Consider the following 15,544-nt stretch of genomic DNA (forward strand, 5'->3'; position numbering starts at 1 on the left):
CCCAAGCTGTCAGGGCCAAGCTACCAAGGGAGAGAACCGTGAGCGAAACCGCCACACAAGAAGTTTTGACCGAAGTTCAGGACGGCGTCCTGATCGTCACGATCAACCGCCCCGAAGCCAAGAACGCGATGACCAAGGCCGCAGCTGAGGGCATTGCGGCAGCGATGGACCGGCTGGATGCCGAAGACGATCTGCGCGTCGGCATCATCACCGGCGCGGGCGGCACCTTCTGTTCGGGCATGGACCTGAAGGGCTTCCTGCGCGGCGAAACCCCCAGCGTGGAAGGGCGCGGGTTCGGCGGCGTGGTGCAGGCCCCTCCGGCCAAGCCACTGATTGCCGCGGTCGAAGGCTATGCACTGGCTGGCGGGCTGGAACTGATGATCGCCTGCGATCTGGTGGTCGCCAATGCCAATGCCAAATTCGGCATTCCCGAAGTGAAGCGCGGGCTTGTGGCGGCAGCGGGCGGCGTGATGATGCTGCCCGACCAGATTCCCGAACGGATCGCGCTCGAACTGGCGCTCACCGGTGATTTCATCGGTGCCGAGCGCGCTTACAGCCTCGGCATGATCAATGAAGTGACCGATGGTCCCGCGCTCGATGCGGCCAAGGCGCTCGCTGCGAAGATCGCCGCCAACGGCCCGCTGGCGGTGAAGGTGTCCAAGGCGGTGATGAAGCAATCGCGCGGCTGGGCGATGGAAGACCGCTACGCCAAGCAGGGCGAATTGATCGGCCCTGTGTTCGTCAGCCACGACGCCCGCGAAGGTGCGGCGGCGTTCGCGGAAAAGCGCAAGCCCAATTGGACGGGCAAGTAAAGCGCGCAAGTCCCCGCGAAGGCGGGGATCTCATGCCGCCAGCGCAGAGCCGAATGCCCGAGACCCCCCGCCTGCGCGGGGGAGCACCGAGATAGAGAATTGAGCGAGAGGAACCACAATGCCCGTCATCGATGTGCCGCAACCGGCCTTCATGGAAGAAGAAGAAATCGCCATTTTTGCTGATGCAGTCGGCAAGTTCTACGCGCAGCACGCCCCGCAGAAGCGGATCGAGAAATGGCGCGAAGACGGGCAGGTCGAACGCGAATTCTGGCGCGAGGCGGGCGCGGCGGGCCTGCTCGGCGTGTCGGTTCCCGAAGCCTATGGCGGCCACGGCGGCGATTTCCGGCATGACATGGTGGTGATCGACCAGCAGGCCAAGCACGGCGTCGAAGGCTTCGGCGCGTCGCTCCACAACACCATCATCCTGCCCTATCTGGTGCGCCACGGAACCGAGGAGCAGAAGCAGAAATACCTGCCGCGTCTCGTCACCGGCGACCTCGTCAGCGCGATCGCGATGAGCGAGCCGGATGCCGGGTCCGACCTGCAAAGCATCAAGACCACCGCTTTGAAAGACGGCAACGGCTACCGGCTGAACGGCTCGAAAACATGGATTTCGAACGGCCAGCTTGCCGATTTCATCATCGTCGTCGCCAAGACCGATCCGGCCGAGGGCGCGAAGGGCATTTCGCTGCTGCTGCTCGAAACCGAAGGCGCGGAAGGCTTCGCGCGCGGCAAGAAGCTCGACAAGATCGGGCTGGATGCGCAGGACACCAGCGAATTGTTCTTCGACAACGTCTTCATTCCGGCCGACAATCTGCTCGGCGGGGTCGAGGGGCGCGGGTTCTATCAGCTGATGGGCGAACTGCCGCAGGAACGGCTGGTGATCGCGATGAACGCTATTACCGGTATCGAAAAGGCGCTCGATGTGACGGTCGATTACGTCAAGAACCGCAAGGCATTCGGCAAGACGATCTGGGATTTCCAGAACACCCAGTTCGTGCTGGCCGACCTCAAGGCGCGCGGCACCGCGGCGCGGGTGTTCGTCAATGATTGCATCGCCAAGCTGCTCGAAGGCAAGCTGGACGTGGCGACTGCCAGCATGGCGAAATACTGGGTCACCGAGTTGCAGAGCGAGGTCGTCGACAAATGCCTGCAATTCCATGGCGGCGCAGGCTACATCAACGATTATGCCATCGCCCGGATGTACCGCGACACCCGCATCGCCCGCATCTACGGCGGTTCGAACGAGATCATGAAGATGCTGATCGCGCGTTCTATGTGAGCGTGCCCGCCTCCGCGGGCACGTCCTCGGCGCTGTTCCGGGGCTGCGCCCCGGGCACCTGCGGGGCGGCCGCGTGGCCTTGCGGTCGCTAACGCGACCGATTTGGTGCGAGGATCGATGTAGAAAGGCGGCCCCCGCAACGGGCCGCCTTTTTCGTGCCCGCCTTAAGCCTTGCAGGTCGCGCTGTGACGGCGCCGAAGGCGTCGCAAGCGCGCCCGCGCGCCCGCAGGTGCTCAAGCCGGGACGGCTTGAAACGCACCCAGGACAGGCCTGCGGAGGCAGGCCTGCAAACAAAAAAGACAAAGGGCAGCTCGCTTATCGCGAGCCGCCCCCTCTCCCGCTCCGTTCCGGAGCTAACTTGTTACGCGCGTCAGAACCTGGCGCGCAGCGTCACGCCGTATTGGCGCGGCGGCAGGACGAAGGCCGAGCGCGAATTCGCCGCCCCGCTCCCACGCAATGTGGTGTTGAAGGTCACCCCGCGCACCACTTCATCGGTGAGGTTCGTGACCCAGCCCTCGATCGCGTAGGCGCCGCCGGCAAAGCGCAAGCCTGCACGCAAGTTGACGAAGGCCTTGCCGTCCTGAATGTCGGCGATGATCGGCGGCGCAGTGTCGATCGCTTGCTGGAGCCCTCCGGCCGCGGCGATTTCAGCAGCGCCGGGCAGGATGATCGCCTGCGTCGAGGTGCGCTGATCGTCTTCGATGCGAACCTGTCCAGAGACGAAGAACTCGGTCGTATCGTTGATTGGCTTTTCCCACAGACCACCCAGCAACGCGATGATGCGCGGAGCGTTGGTCAGATCATAACCGCACAGCGACAACACCTGAACAGAGGTTTGGGTGCCGGCGCAATCGTCGGGATAGCTCGCTTCCAGGAAGGTCGCCCCGAGGTTGATTGTCAGTTCGTCATTCGGACGGAGCAGGCCTTCGATTTCGACCCCGCGGCTTTCCGCCACGGGCACGTTGAAGGTGGCGAACGCCGTTCCGGTGAATTCGAGCACCTGGAAGTTGCTGAACTCCTCGTAGAAGGCCGCGATGTTGACCTTTGCCTTTCCGTTGGCGGTCTGCGCCTTGAGCCCGATTTCATAGGCGTCGACCTCTTCCGACAGGAAGGTCGGATCGGCGCCCGCCACGGCAGCGGTGGTATCGAGGTTGATGCCGCCCGCTTTGTAGCCGTGCGTGAAGCTGGCATAGGCATTGACCGAGGGACTGAATTCATAGCCGAGATTGATGGTGTAGATCAGTTCCTCATCGTCGAAATCGGACTGGAACGTCCGCACCAGCGGCAAAACGGCAGCCTGCGGCAGATCGGCCGGAGCGGCAAAACCGAAGCAGCCAATGCCGAAGAACGCGTTGGCCGTTGCCTGAATAATTTCTGCCGGTGTTCCTGCCGGAAACAGGCTGGGAACGGTGCCAAGCGATGCCAAGGTTGCAGGGCAGACCTGGTTGTTTGTCCCGGTCTGGGTGAAGCCGCCGGACTTATCCTCCCACGAATAGCGCGCACCGACTGTCAGTTCGAGTCCGTCGGTCAGTTCCAGCGAATTATGCGTGAAGATCGCGTAGCTTTTGGCATCCTGCTGGAAGCGATTCGTAGTCCGCGTCCCAGCCGGGTCAACCGGCGTCACACCTGGCGTTTCGCTGTGAACCAGCTGCAGCGGGTTCGGCCCAAAATTTGCGCCGAGAAGTGCGCCGAAGTTTTCCTCGAAATCCGCCCCCAATGCAAAGGTCGCCGACTGATCGATCTGCTCATCGGAATAGAACCCGCCGACCATGTAGTTCAGCTTGCCGCCCAGGCTCTCACCCTGCAGCCGCAGTTCGGCGGACCAAGTGTCGATTTCGAGGTTCAACGGCACGACATTGAAGATGTCGAGCCCGGTGAAATCGGAATCGTAGGTCTCCGAGCTTTCATACTTGCGATAAGAGCCGATGAAGATCAGGTCTGCGCTGTCCGAGACCGGAAACTCGAGTTCGCCCGTGATACCATAATTGTCGACATCGGCGCGCGGCGCGAAATTGGCGGAGACCACACGGTTGTCGAGCGCCTGTTCGAAGGCACCCTGATCACGCCGCGTGGTGGAAACCGAAGGCTGCCCGTTACCGCCATTGGCACCGAGCCCGACGTCGGCGTAGTCTCCGTCGGTGACCAGCGGAGACTGATACAGTTCGATCGCACCGCAGCAGCTCGACTGGCTCTTGGAATAATCGGCGATGATGCGCCCGCGCAGGCCGCTATCGGTGTCCCAGCCGATCTGGCCGCGTACGAGCCACTGGTCGACATCGTTGGTGTCGCCGATCTTGGTGCCGGTGCGATCGACCACATCGAGGAAACCGTCACGCTGACGATAGGCACCGGTGAGCCGCACTGCCACCGTATCCTTCACGATCGGAGCGTTGATTGCGCCTTGCACGCTGATCTCGTCGAAATTGCCGTAGCCTGCATTCACGAAGCCGCCGAATTCGGTGACATCCGGGCGGACGTTGGTGATGGTCAGTGCCCCGGCCGAGGTGTTGCGGCCGAACAGCGTGCCTTGCGGCCCGCGCAGCACTTCGACCCGCTCGACATCGACGAATTCGCTCAGCGCGACGCCGGGCCGCGACTGGTAGGCGCCGTCGACGAAGATGCCGACTGCGCTTTCGAAGCCGATATTGTTCGAAGTTGTGCCGACCCCGCGGACACGCAACACGACCGAGCCAGAGGCAAGCTGCGCCTGCGAACTGGTGAAGCTGGGTGCCAGCGCCGAGATCTGCTGGATGTTGACCACGCCTTGATTGTCGAGCTGCTGGGGCGAGATCGCCGTCACCGCCAAGGGAATATCCTGCACGTCCTGCGCGCGGCGGGTGGCGGTCACGATGATGACGTTGTCGTCCCTGACCTGGGGCGCCTCGGGCACTTCGTCCTGGGCAAAGGCGGGGGTGGTAAGCGCGCTGCAGGCCATAAGGCCGCCAGCAAAAGCTGAAAGCTTGCGTGTCATGTTGATCCTCTCTCCACAATCCAGCCGACTTTTCGCCGATCTCGGGTTTGTGAAGCAGAGCCTATCAGGGTCCCGCCACCTAACAAGAGTCATAGAAAAGTTCTGAATAAGAGTAGCAAAAATGCAACATGGCTTGCTGCGGCGCAGCATGAAGATAATGGTGACCCGAATTTGTGAAGCATAGTTGCGCAGGCGCAGCAGCCCGGCTGCCACCGCCCCATCGGTGATGCGCCGTCGGCATCGGCCCCAAACTCAGTTGCAGATTGCCATTCAAGGCTGGCTTTTGCCCGACGTGTGTGGTTACATCCGTGTCAACAAGGGAGAGAGAGGCCCATGCCTAACACACCGCCAGATTACGACGTGCTGATCGTCGGCGCCGGGATTTCCGGCATCGGCATGGCCGCGCATATGGAAATGAAGGCACCGCATCACAGCTACGCCGTCGTCGAACAGCGCGACAAACTCGGCGGAACCTGGGATCTGTTCCGTTATCCCGGCATCCGTTCGGACAGCGATATGCACACGCTCGGCTTCGATTTCGAACCCTGGCGGCATGAAAAGTCGATCGCCGATGCCCCGGCAATCCTCGACTACCTTGATCGGATCGTGGACGAACGCGGCATCCGCCAGCATATCCGTTTCGGCCACAAGGTTCTCAGCGCCGATTTCCACCATGCCGACGCGCGCTGGCATGTCGAGATGGAACTGGCCGACGGGTCGCGCACCCGCATGACCGCGAACTTCATCTATCTCGGTTCGGGCTATTATGATTACGACGAAGCCTATGATCCGGGCTTCGATCTGGGGGAATTCGAAGGGCAAGTCGTTCACCCGCAATTCTGGCCCGAAGATCTCGACTACGCGAACAAGCGGGTGGTGGTGATCGGCTCGGGCGCGACGGCGGTAACGATCGTCCCGGCAATGGCTGAGAAGGCCGCGCACGTCACGATGCTCCAGCGCACCCCCACATGGATGTTCACGCGGCCCGCCAAGGACGCCATCGCCAATTTCCTGCGCAAGGTCCTGCCGGAAAAACTCGCTTACCGGCTCACCCGGTTCAAGAACATCAAGATGCAGGACTTCAGCTTCAAGCTGGCGCGCGACAATCCGCAGAAGGTGAAGGACGCGCTCTACAAGAAGATCGAAGCCGCGCTCGGCCCGGATTACGAAAAGGACAGCTTCACGCCGCCCTACAACCCCTGGGAACAGCGCTTGTGCCTGGTGCCCGACGAAGACCTGTTCCAGGCGATGAAGGCAGACAAGGCCGATATCGTCACGGGCCACATCGCCGGTTTCGAAAAAGGCGGCGTGCGGCTTGCCAACGGCGATTTTCTGCCCGCCGACATCGTCGTCACGGCGACGGGTCTGAAACTGGCGGTTGCCGGGAAGATCGCCATCCATGTCGATGGCGAGCCGGTCGCATTCAACCAGCGGTTCTATTACAAGGGCTGCATGTTCTCGAACCTGCCCAATCTGGCGGTGGTGTTCGGATATTTGAACGCCAGCTGGACTCTGCGCGCAGACATCAATTCCGATTACGTCTGCCGGGTGCTTGAACACATGCGCACGACCGGCACAACCATCGCGACCCCGGTGCTGACCCCGGAAGGCGAGGCCGCCATCACCGAAGACGACGTGTTCGATTTCTCCAGCGGCTACATCCAGCGCGGCAAGCACATCATGCCGCGCAATTCGGTCAGCTACCCGTGGCGGCTCAATCAGGAATATGTGCTGGATCGCAAGCGCATGAAGGCAGATCCGCTGCTCGACGGCATCCTGACATTCTCCCGCGCAGGCGCAATCGCACGACCTTCCGAGCCCGAGCTCGAAGCTGCTGAATAACCGATCATCCTCGCGGCGGGGGGCATCTGCGCCGCGCCGCGAGGAATCTCTTTTGCTTGGCTCCGGCTTGGCCTAATCCCCTTGGCATGACCTCTCCCGAAAAGATCTGGACCGCCGCGCTTGTGGTGATCGGCGATGAAATCCTCTCCGGCCGCACGCAGGACAAGAACATCGCGCAGGTGGCAAGCTGGCTGCAGGTGCAGGGCATCCGCCTTGCCGAGGTGCGAGTGGTGCCCGATGTCGAGGCGCGGATCGTCGCGGCGGTGAACGAATTGCGGGCCGGCAACGACTATCTGTTCACCACTGGCGGGATCGGCCCCACCCATGACGACATCACCGTGGATGCCGTCGCCGCCGCCTTGGGCGTGCCGGTCGTCATCCATCCCGAAGCGCGCGCGCTGCTTGAAAACTACTACGCGACCAAGGGCGGGCTCAACGAAGGCCGTCTGCGGATGGCGCGGGTGCCCGAAGGATCGGAACTGATCCCCAACCGCATGTCCGGAGCGCCCGGCATCAGGCGCGGCAACCTGTTCCTGATGGCGGGCGTGCCGCACATCACCGCCGGGATGCTCGATGCGCTAACCGGCCAGCTCGAAGGCGGCGCGCCGCTGCTGACCGAGACCATCGGCTGCTGGGTCGCCGAAAGCGAGATCGCCGACCTGCTCCGGCAGGTCGAAGCGGCGCATGACACCTGCCAGATCGGCTCCTACCCGTTCTTCCGCGAAGGCCGGGTGGGCGCCAATTTCGTGGTGCGATCCACCAGCGCCGAAGATCTCAGACGCTGCTGCGACAGCCTTACCGATGGGCTTGTCACCAGCGGGCGCGAGGTCACGCCCGGCGGGATCTGACCTTCGGGTCGTTCAGGAGACATCATCACGGGCCCTTAACCCTTTGCCTTTATGGGCTTTGCGGCCATGACCCGCGTCTACATAACCATCGATACCGAGTATTCCTCGGGTCTTTATACCGGGCCGGGACGGGCGGACCGGGCGGAAAACTACGCCCGGTCGATCGCCTGCATCACACCCCAAGGCCCTGCGGGTATCACGCACAAGATCGCGCTGCTGAACGAATACGGCCAGAAAGCGGTGTTCTTTGTCGACCCCATGCCGGCGCTGGTGTGGGGCGTGGCGGCAATCGAGGACGTCGTCGGTCCGATCATCGCTGGCGGGCAGGACGTGCAGTTGCATTGCCACACCGAATGGCTCGAACTGGCAGGCGCCGCCAATCCGCTGCGTTCGCAACGGACCGGCCGCAACATCGCCGATTTTCCGTTCGACGAGCAGTGCCAAGTCCTCGACTTCGCTCGCACGACCCTGATGGCGGCAGGCGCGCCCGCGCCGGTGGCGTTTCGCGCGGGCAATTACGGCGCCAACGACGATACGCTGCGAGCGCTGGCCGCAATCGGCCTTGCCTATGATTCCAGCCACTGCCCTGCGCTCACGGACGGAGCGTGCCGGATCAGCCTCAGCCCGGAAGACCGCGATCCCGTGCTGCATCAGGGCGTCATCGAAATCCCGGCCGGCTCCATCGGCACCATTGGCGGCGGGCAGCGCCACGCCCAGATCACCGCCCTGACGCTTGCTGAAATGCTCGCCGCGATCCGCCATGCCCGCGACACCGGACGCGAAAGCTTCACGCTGGTCAGCCACTCCTTCGAACTCATCAATCGCCGCCGGATGGCGGTGAATCGCATCGTCCGCCGCCGCTTCACCGGACTGGTTCGCGCGCTCGCTGCCATGCGCGGGGTCGATACCGCCACCTTCGCGGACAACCCGCCACCACTCTCGGCGCTTGGCGGCAGCAGTCAGCCGCTCCCCGTCAGTCCGATGCGCACCGGCATGCGGCTGGCCGAGCAGATCGTCTCGAACTCGCTCTACGGCGCGCTCTAAGGGGGCGGCGATGGCAGAGGTGCGTCAGGTCGGGATCGATTTCACCATCGGCGCGCGGCGCTTGGCCGTGATCCCGCGCAGCCTTGCCACCTGGAGCTTCAGCCTCGAACAGGTGCTCGCGCGCAGCTTGCCCGATCCCCCGGCCCCCGGCCCCGACGGCTTGCGCGTGCTATCCGCCCCGACCGAACGGCTGGCCGAACTCGCCGCCCGCTATCCCAGCTTCGTCGCTGGTGGGCGGCAGGATTACCGGCGCCACTATATCGACATGGAGCAAAGCTTCGCCGATTACCTCGCGCGGTTCTCCGCCAAGACCCGCTCGACCCTCAGACGCAAGGCGCGCAAGCTGAGCGAAGAGACCGGCGGCTATTTCATCACCGAACATCGCACCCCGGCCGAGATCGAGGCCTTTCTGGCCGCCGCCCTGCCCTTGTCGGCGCGCACCTATCAGGCCCGGTTGCTCGATGCCGGCCTGCCCGACACTCCCGCCGTCCGCCGCGCCATGCTGGAAGCGGCGGAGGACGACCGGATGCGCGCCTTTATGCTGCACGCAGGCGGGCAGCCGATCGCCTATCTGTCACTGCCGGTCGTGGGCGATACGCTGGTCTATGCCCATCTCGGATACGATCCCGATCAAGCCCGCCTGTCACCCGGCACGGTGCTGCAGATGGACGCGTTGGAGGTGCTGTTTGCGCAAAGGCGCTATCGCTGGTTCGACTTCACCGAAGGCGAAGGCGCACACAAGGCCATGTTCGGCACCCACAGCGCGGCGTGCACGAGCGTGATGCTGCTGCGCCCGACGCTGGCCAATCGCGCCCTGCTCGCATCGCGCGGAGCCTTCGATGGGGGTGTGGCGCAGGCCAAGGCGCTTGCCGGGAAATCCGGCGCGCTCGGCCGGATACGTGCAGCCTTACGCGCCTGAGCGCGGATCGCGATTCGGATCACTGTCGGCAGCATGGCGGCGATTGCTGCCCTGCTTACGAAACCGCTCCTGCATTGCCCGCCGTTCGGAAGGGGGCGATCCGCCCAGCAGACCGAACCGCAGCGCCAGATACAGCCACAGCGCAGCAAAAACGCCGAGCAGCGAGCCCACGGCCAGACCAAGGCGGAGATCGTAATGCAGGATCAGCGCAAATGCGGCGACGGCAAAGCCGATCACAAACCACTTGGGATCGAGAAACGACCCGTCGTCGGGGGAAGCGCCCATTCGATTGTCCTTTTTCAGGCGCGCCGGGAGAGGATGCCGGGGAGCACGCCTTGACACCTAAGATGGTGACACAGTTCAGGAAAATCAATGGGACATTTGGCCCCCTCAGCTATTCTTGCGCGCGCGCTCCTCGCGTTGGCGGTGGGCCGCTTCCTCGGCCTTGCGCAGATTGGCGCGACCGGCGCGGCGATTGGCAAGCCACCCGTAGATGATCGCAATAAGCAGCAGGCCAGCACCGACCGGAGGCGCCAGCCGCGAATCGGTGAGATAAACCGCGACGAGGATCACGAGCACGACGACGATGACAGCGGCTTTGGTCATGGTTTACTCCTTCCCTTGATCAACGCGAGAGGGCGCGCGCATGATCCCCGGTTGTCGACCACCCGTCGCGGCCCCGCCGCCGCCCGACGCAAAAGGGGCCGGATGCACACGGCATCCGGCCCCCAGTTGCCTCATCAGAGGCGCTGTAGGAAAGTGCTCAGATCAACCGACGCGCCTCTCGATCCCGCAGGGATCGCAAGGCCGACTGGCCGCCGCGCCTAATGGCGCGGTAGCCAAGGGGCCGGACGGCCCCGCCGGCGCCTGAGGCGCAACAGATTATGCCCCTTCGACTTCGCCGAGGTCGACCTTGAGGCCCGGGCCCATCGACGAAGTGAGCGAGATCTTGCGGACATACTTGCCCTTGGACCCGCTCGGCTTGGCCTTGACCACCGCTTCGGTCAGCGCCTTGAAGTTGGCCTTCAGCGCATCATCGGAAAAGCTCAGCCTGCCGATGCCCGAATGGATGATGCCCTGCTTTTCCACGCGGAATTCGACCTGGCCGGCCTTGGCATCCTTCACCGCCTGTTCGACATTCGGGGTCACCGTGCCCAGCTTGGGGTTCGGCATCAGCCCCTTGGGGCCGAGCGTCTTGCCCAGACGGCCGACAATGCCCATCATGTCGGGCGATGCGATCACGCGGTCGTAATCGAGATTGCCCGCCATCATGTCTTCCATCAGGTCTTCCGCGCCGACCTTGTCAGCCCCGGCAGCCAGCGCCTTTTCAGCGTTGTCGCCGCGCGCGAACACTGCAACGCGCACGTCCTTGCCGGTGCCCGACGGCAGCGACACCATGCCGCGCACCATCTGATCGGCGTGACGCGGATCGACGCCGAGGTTCATCGCGACTTCGACGGTTTCGTCGAACTTGCGCTTGAACTGGCGCAGAGTGGCCAGCGCTTCCTCAACCGAATAGAGCTTCTCGCGATCGAGATTGGCCATTTCCTTGGCCTGCTTGGAAATCTTCACCATCGGATTAGCCCTCCACCACTTCGAGGCCCATCGAACGGGCGCTGCCTGCGATGATCTTCATCGCCTGATCAATGTCGTTCGCGTTCAGATCGGCCATCTTGGCTTCCGCGATTTCCTTGATCTGCGACTGCTTGATGGTTCCGGCCGAAATCTTGCTGGGCTCCTTCGAGCCCGATTTCAGGCCAGCCGCCTTCTTCAGGAAGTAGGACGCCGGCGGGGTCTTGGTGATGAAGGTGAACGAGCGATCCGCATAGACCGTGATCACGGTCGGGATCGGCATGCCCTTTTCCATTTCCTGCGTCGAGGCGTTGAATGCCTTGCAGAATTCCATGATGTTCACGCCGCGCTGACCCAGTGCCGGGCCGATCGGGGGCGAGGGCGTTGCGGAGCCCGCGGGCACCTGCAACTTGATATAGCCTTCGATTTTCTTGGCCATGAGGCCTTACTCCTGTCGCACTATTGCCCCGTTCTTTCGACCGGGGCTCATGTTGAGCGGTCAAACGCCCCTGCTTCGTGCATTGCAGGGGCTCCCGCACGGAATCGCTGCACCCGAGGTTCAGCGAAGGCGCGCGCATAGCGGTTTGCAGGCGGAATGCAAGGCTGCTCTGCCTGATCGCCGTTCAGCTTTCGCGCCTGCGAGCTGAAGCAGGAGACACATGAGACACTGTCCAGGAACAGGAAAACCGCCCTCACCGCACGTGGATTCTGCAGGAGGTGGCGAGAGAGTGGGCCAATGGGGGAATGCGCAGCGGCGGGAGAGGACAGGGATCAGGCCTAGCTTGGCCCGGTGGTGTAGGAAACGGCTGCTGCGCGCCGGGCGGCAGCAAGCCGATGGCTCATTCGCCGGGCGGCTTCGGCTGCGGGACGGGCGGACGCAGGCCCTTGGTGCGGCTGGTGAGGTGGAATGCGCGGCACAAGGTGCACTTGTAAGCGCGCAAGGTTGTGTCGGCCCGCAGGGCCACCGCATCGGCCTCGTCGCGAGTGGCGAAGCGGCGCTTGCGCTGACAGATGCCGAGGCTGGTTTTCATGACCTGCCGTTAGGGCATCGATATTCGCGCTGAACCGGCCTCGCCAGAGGCCGCGAGCGCACGCGCACGAGCCGCAGGCGCCCGTAGGAGCGGAGCGTAGCGGAGGAAACCCGCCCTCAAGTAGCGGACGCGAAGCACAGCCACAGGCTGAACCGATAGGGCTACAAGCACTCGCCGAGGACGCACCCGCGGAGGCGGGTGCGCAACCACTACTTCGACAATTCGACCTGTTCGAAGTCCAGCTCGACCGGGGTGGCGCGGCCGAAGATCGACACGCCGACCTTGACCTTAGCCTTGTCGAAATCGAGTTCTTCCACGATGCCGTTGAAGCTGGCGAAAGGGCCATCCAATACCTTGACCGAATCGCCGATCTCATAATCGACGCTGATTTCGCGCTTGGGCGCGGACTGGGCTTCGGCGACGCCGCCGAAATAGCGCGAGGCTTCTTTTTCCGAAATCGGCTGCGGCTTGTTGCCCGAGCCCAGGAAACCGGTGACCTTGGGGGTGTTCTTGACCAGGTGATAGACATCATCGGTCATGTTCAGCTTGGCCAGCACATAACCGGGCATGAACTTGCGTTCGACCTGCACCTTCTTGCCGCGCTTGACCTCGGTGATGGTCTCGGTCGGGACCTGCACTTCCTCGACCCCTTCGGACAGGCCCAGCCGTTCGGCCTCGGAAATGATCGCGTCGCGAACCTTGTTCTCGAACCCGGAATAAGCGTGAATGATGTACCAGCGAGCCATGGATTGTCCTTGGAATGACGTCTGACGGGCAGCCCTGAACGGGCGCGAATTACTTCAGCAGGCCGATCGCTGCGCCCACCAGCGCCGCAAAGGCGCTGTCGATGGCGAGGAAGAACAGCGACAGGATCACCATGAAGATGAACACGAAGATCGCCGTGCGCACCGTCTCGTCGCGGGTCGGCCACACGATCTTCGCGGTTTCGGCACGCACCTGGTTGACGAATTCCGCCACCGAGGTCTTGCGCTTCTTTTCTTCGGTCACATTCTTCTGCTCGGCCATCTGAGCCTCGTTCCTTCGGTAGTGCCTGCGTCTTCGCCGGTCGGCTTTCAGGTAGGGGGCCGCGCCGTCCGGGACAAGGTCTCGGAGGGGCTGGATGATCGCCGATGTCGGGAAGACCGCGCTCCTTTACGTCCGGTGCACAGCAAATGCAAGATGATGCTCGCATGCATCAGGCGGCGCGCCGATGGCGGAAAAGCCGGACGGCAGGACTAGGCAAGGCGAAAGCGCCGCACTAGCGTGCACGCCCTGACACATCATGGCTCCAGCAACAGGTTTGCATGAGGCCGCAACTTCGGGGATCACATCAACATGGCAGCAGGCAGCACGATGTCGCTGGGGGAGCGGCTGGTCGCGCCCGTCACCAATGTCTCGGACTTTATCTGGGCGGGCACCTGGGACGGGAAGCCATTGTGGTGGCTGTCGATCGATGGTCAGTCGATCCCGCCGATGACGATCATCCTGCTGGGCATCGGCCTGTGGATCATGGTCGGCCTGAGGTTCTATCCGATCGTCAAGCTGGGCAGCGCCTTTGCCGGACTGTTCGCCAGCCGCAAGGGTTCGGGCGCGGGCGAGATCAGCCCCTTTGCCGCGCTCTCCACCGCGCTGTCGGGGCAGGTCGGCACCGGCAATCTGGCGGGGGTCGCCACCGCGATCGCGCTGGGCGGGCCGGGCGCGATCTTCTGGATGTGGATCACCGCGCTGTTCGGCATGGCCTTGGCCTTTGCGGAAGGAAGCCTTGCGATCCGTTACCGTGAACGCACTGCGGATGGCGTGTATCGCGGCGGACCGATGACCTACATCATGATGGGCCTCGGCCCGAAGTGGACGTGGCTGGCGGTGGTGTTCTGCATCGGCACGCTGTTTTCCGCGCTGGTCACCGGCAATTCGATCCAGGCCAACGAAGTCGCCAGCGGGCTGAACGAATTGTTCGGTTGGGAACGCTGGTTCGGCGGCGCGGTGGTGGCGGTGGCGGTGTTCATCGTCATCATCGGCGGGATCAAGTCGATCGGCACTGTCGCGGAAAAGGTCGTCCCGTTCATGGCGGCGACCTACATCGTCATGGCGCTGGTGGCATTGGCGTTGAACTTCGGCGACCTGCCCGAAACCTTCAGCCGCATCTTTACCGGCGCGTTCAATTTCCAGAGCGCCAGCGGCGGGTTCGCAGGCGCGGCGCTGATCCTCGCGCTGCGCGCCGGGGTGGCGCGCGGGCTGTTCTCGAACGAGGCGGGTCAGGGTTCGACCGCGATGGCCCATGCCGTCGCCCAGACCGACGATCCCGAACTGCAGGGCCGCATGGCGATGATGGGCACCTTCATCGATACCATCATCATCTGCACCATGACCGCGCTGGTGATCCTGACGGTGCAGGGCGACTTCGCCTATCAGGGACAGAGCGTCGAACACGTGTGGCAGTCCGATCTCGGCACCACTGCGATGAGCGGGTTCGTGACGACATCCGGCGCGTTTGCCGCGGCGTTCCCGTTCCCGATCGCGGGCATCCCGCTGGGCACGCTGGTCGCTTCGGTCGCGCTGATCCTGTTCGTGTTCACCACGCTGCTGACGTGGAGCTATTACGGCGAACGCGCGATCACCTTCCTGTATGACCGCATCCCCGGCGCGAGCCGCCGCGGCGAAAAGGCGCTGCATATCGGCTGGCGGGTGCTGTGGTGCGCAGGCATCTATGTCGGCGCGACCCAGCCTTCGCAGCTGGTCTGGCGGCTTGGCGACATCTCCAACGCGGCGATGGCCCTGCCCAACCTGCTCGCCCTGCTGATGCTGTCGGGCGTGGTGTTCGCGCTGTCCCGCGGGAATCGCACAGCCGGCAAGGATTTTGCCGGCGACGCGGCTGCAGAACCGGCGGAATAGCGGGCGTTCGTGCTTGGTCAGTGGTGATCGACGCCACAGGCGGCACAAGGGCGCCAAAGCCTTGTGGCGCCCGCCCGCAGCGACGCTGGCTCAGCCAGCGTGAGTGAGGATTTCGCGCGCCGGATGGCGTGCGGAACACAAAGACCCGAAATGAAGGATCAGCCGGGAGGGCGAACCGGCGGAGGGCGGTTCATGCGGCGAAAAATTGGCAGGGGTGTGCGGACTCGAACCGCAGGCCCTCGGTTTTGGAGACCGATGCTCTACCAACTGAGCTACACCCCTGCAGCGCGTTGGAAGGCGCCCTTTATCGAAGCCTCCGAGGATAGGCAAT

General features: G+C 63.5%; 15 protein-coding genes and 1 tRNA gene. 7 read left to right on the top strand and 9 right to left on the bottom strand.

The genetic code is table 11. From position 1 onward, the window contains the following. The first annotated feature begins 38 nt into the window (after positions 1-38). Together J3454_RS07170 and J3454_RS07175 are read left to right on the top strand one after the other, a co-directional pair. On the top strand, positions 39-812 hold the full coding sequence (locus J3454_RS07170; protein WP_349513046.1) for a crotonase/enoyl-CoA hydratase family protein: 774 nt from the start codon (positions 39-41) through the stop codon (positions 810-812). 118 nt (positions 813-930) lie between these two features. After that, the gene (locus tag J3454_RS07175; RefSeq protein ID WP_349513047.1) at positions 931-2,094 is read left to right on the top strand and encodes an acyl-CoA dehydrogenase family protein; all 1,164 of its coding nucleotides are present in this window, start codon (positions 931-933) and stop codon (positions 2,092-2,094) included. Positions 2,095-2,464: 370 nt separating this feature from the next. Here the strand turns inward: J3454_RS07175 and J3454_RS07180 are convergent, their stop codons facing one another. Further along, the gene (locus J3454_RS07180) at positions 2,465-5,065 is read right to left on the bottom strand and encodes a TonB-dependent receptor (RefSeq protein ID WP_349513048.1); all 2,601 of its coding nucleotides are present in this window, start codon (positions 5,063-5,065) and stop codon (positions 2,465-2,467) included. Between the two features lie 333 nt (positions 5,066-5,398). Here J3454_RS07180 and J3454_RS07185 point away from each other — a divergent pair, with 333 nt between their 5' ends. The 4 genes from J3454_RS07185 (at position 5,399) to J3454_RS07200 (ending at position 9,718) form a co-directional block, all read left to right on the top strand. Next, positions 5,399-6,907, top strand: coding sequence for a flavin-containing monooxygenase (locus J3454_RS07185; RefSeq protein ID WP_349513049.1), 1,509 nt, complete (start codon positions 5,399-5,401; stop codon positions 6,905-6,907). Between the two features lie 86 nt (positions 6,908-6,993). After that, on the top strand, positions 6,994-7,755 hold the full coding sequence (locus J3454_RS07190) for a competence/damage-inducible protein A (RefSeq protein ID WP_349513050.1): 762 nt from the start codon (positions 6,994-6,996) through the stop codon (positions 7,753-7,755). Positions 7,756-7,821: 66 nt separating this feature from the next. Continuing rightward, a complete protein-coding gene (locus J3454_RS07195) occupies positions 7,822-8,799 on the top strand; it encodes a polysaccharide deacetylase family protein (protein ID WP_349513051.1) in 978 nt (325 codons plus the stop codon). Positions 8,800-8,809: 10 nt separating this feature from the next. Continuing rightward, positions 8,810-9,718, top strand: coding sequence for a GNAT family N-acetyltransferase (locus J3454_RS07200; protein ID WP_349513052.1), 909 nt, complete (start codon positions 8,810-8,812; stop codon positions 9,716-9,718). Here the strand turns inward: J3454_RS07200 and J3454_RS07205 are convergent. The 7 genes from J3454_RS07205 to secE form a co-directional block, all read right to left on the bottom strand. Further along, positions 9,707-10,003 carry a hypothetical protein gene (locus tag J3454_RS07205; RefSeq protein WP_349513053.1) on the bottom strand — a complete coding sequence of 99 codons (297 nt, stop codon included), beginning with the start codon at positions 10,001-10,003 and terminating at the stop codon, positions 9,707-9,709. The two genes, J3454_RS07200 and J3454_RS07205, sit on opposite strands and share 12 nt — an antisense overlap. A 105-nt stretch (positions 10,004-10,108) precedes the next feature. Next, positions 10,109-10,324 (bottom strand): hypothetical protein, encoded by a 216-nt coding sequence (locus J3454_RS07210; RefSeq protein ID WP_349513054.1) that lies wholly within the window; start codon positions 10,322-10,324, stop codon positions 10,109-10,111. A 276-nt stretch (positions 10,325-10,600) separates the two neighbouring features. After that, a complete protein-coding gene (rplA, locus tag J3454_RS07215; RefSeq protein ID WP_349513055.1) occupies positions 10,601-11,293 on the bottom strand; it encodes a 50S ribosomal protein L1 in 693 nt (230 codons plus the stop codon). A gap of 4 nt (positions 11,294-11,297) precedes the next feature. Next, positions 11,298-11,729: a 50S ribosomal protein L11 gene (gene rplK, locus J3454_RS07220; protein WP_296721459.1), complete on the bottom strand. Its 432-nt coding sequence runs from the start codon at positions 11,727-11,729 to the stop codon at positions 11,298-11,300. 400 nt (positions 11,730-12,129) lie between these two features. Then, positions 12,130-12,321, bottom strand: coding sequence for a hypothetical protein (locus J3454_RS07225; RefSeq protein WP_349513056.1), 192 nt, complete (start codon positions 12,319-12,321; stop codon positions 12,130-12,132). Between the two features lie 209 nt (positions 12,322-12,530). Next, positions 12,531-13,067, bottom strand: a complete 537-nt coding sequence (gene nusG / locus J3454_RS07230) for a transcription termination/antitermination protein NusG (RefSeq protein ID WP_349513057.1) — start codon at positions 13,065-13,067, stop codon at positions 12,531-12,533. A 49-nt stretch (positions 13,068-13,116) separates the two neighbouring features. Next, complete coding sequence (secE, locus tag J3454_RS07235; protein ID WP_296721464.1) at positions 13,117-13,347, bottom strand: preprotein translocase subunit SecE; 231 nt, start codon at positions 13,345-13,347, stop codon at positions 13,117-13,119. A 309-nt stretch (positions 13,348-13,656) separates the two neighbouring features. On the opposite strand from secE, the gene J3454_RS07240 reads away from it, so the two are divergent. Further along, positions 13,657-15,213 carry an alanine/glycine:cation symporter family protein gene (locus J3454_RS07240; RefSeq protein WP_349513058.1) on the top strand — a complete coding sequence of 519 codons (1,557 nt, stop codon included), beginning with the start codon at positions 13,657-13,659 and terminating at the stop codon, positions 15,211-15,213. A gap of 206 nt (positions 15,214-15,419) precedes the next feature. Here the strand turns inward: J3454_RS07240 and J3454_RS07245 are convergent. Further along, positions 15,420-15,495: transfer RNA gene (locus J3454_RS07245), tRNA-Trp, on the bottom strand. Between the last annotated feature and the right edge of the window lie 49 nt (positions 15,496-15,544).

Origin of the sequence: Erythrobacter sp. NFXS35 (assembly GCF_040148725.1) — a bacterium.
GTDB lineage: Bacteria > Pseudomonadota > Alphaproteobacteria > Sphingomonadales > Sphingomonadaceae > Erythrobacter.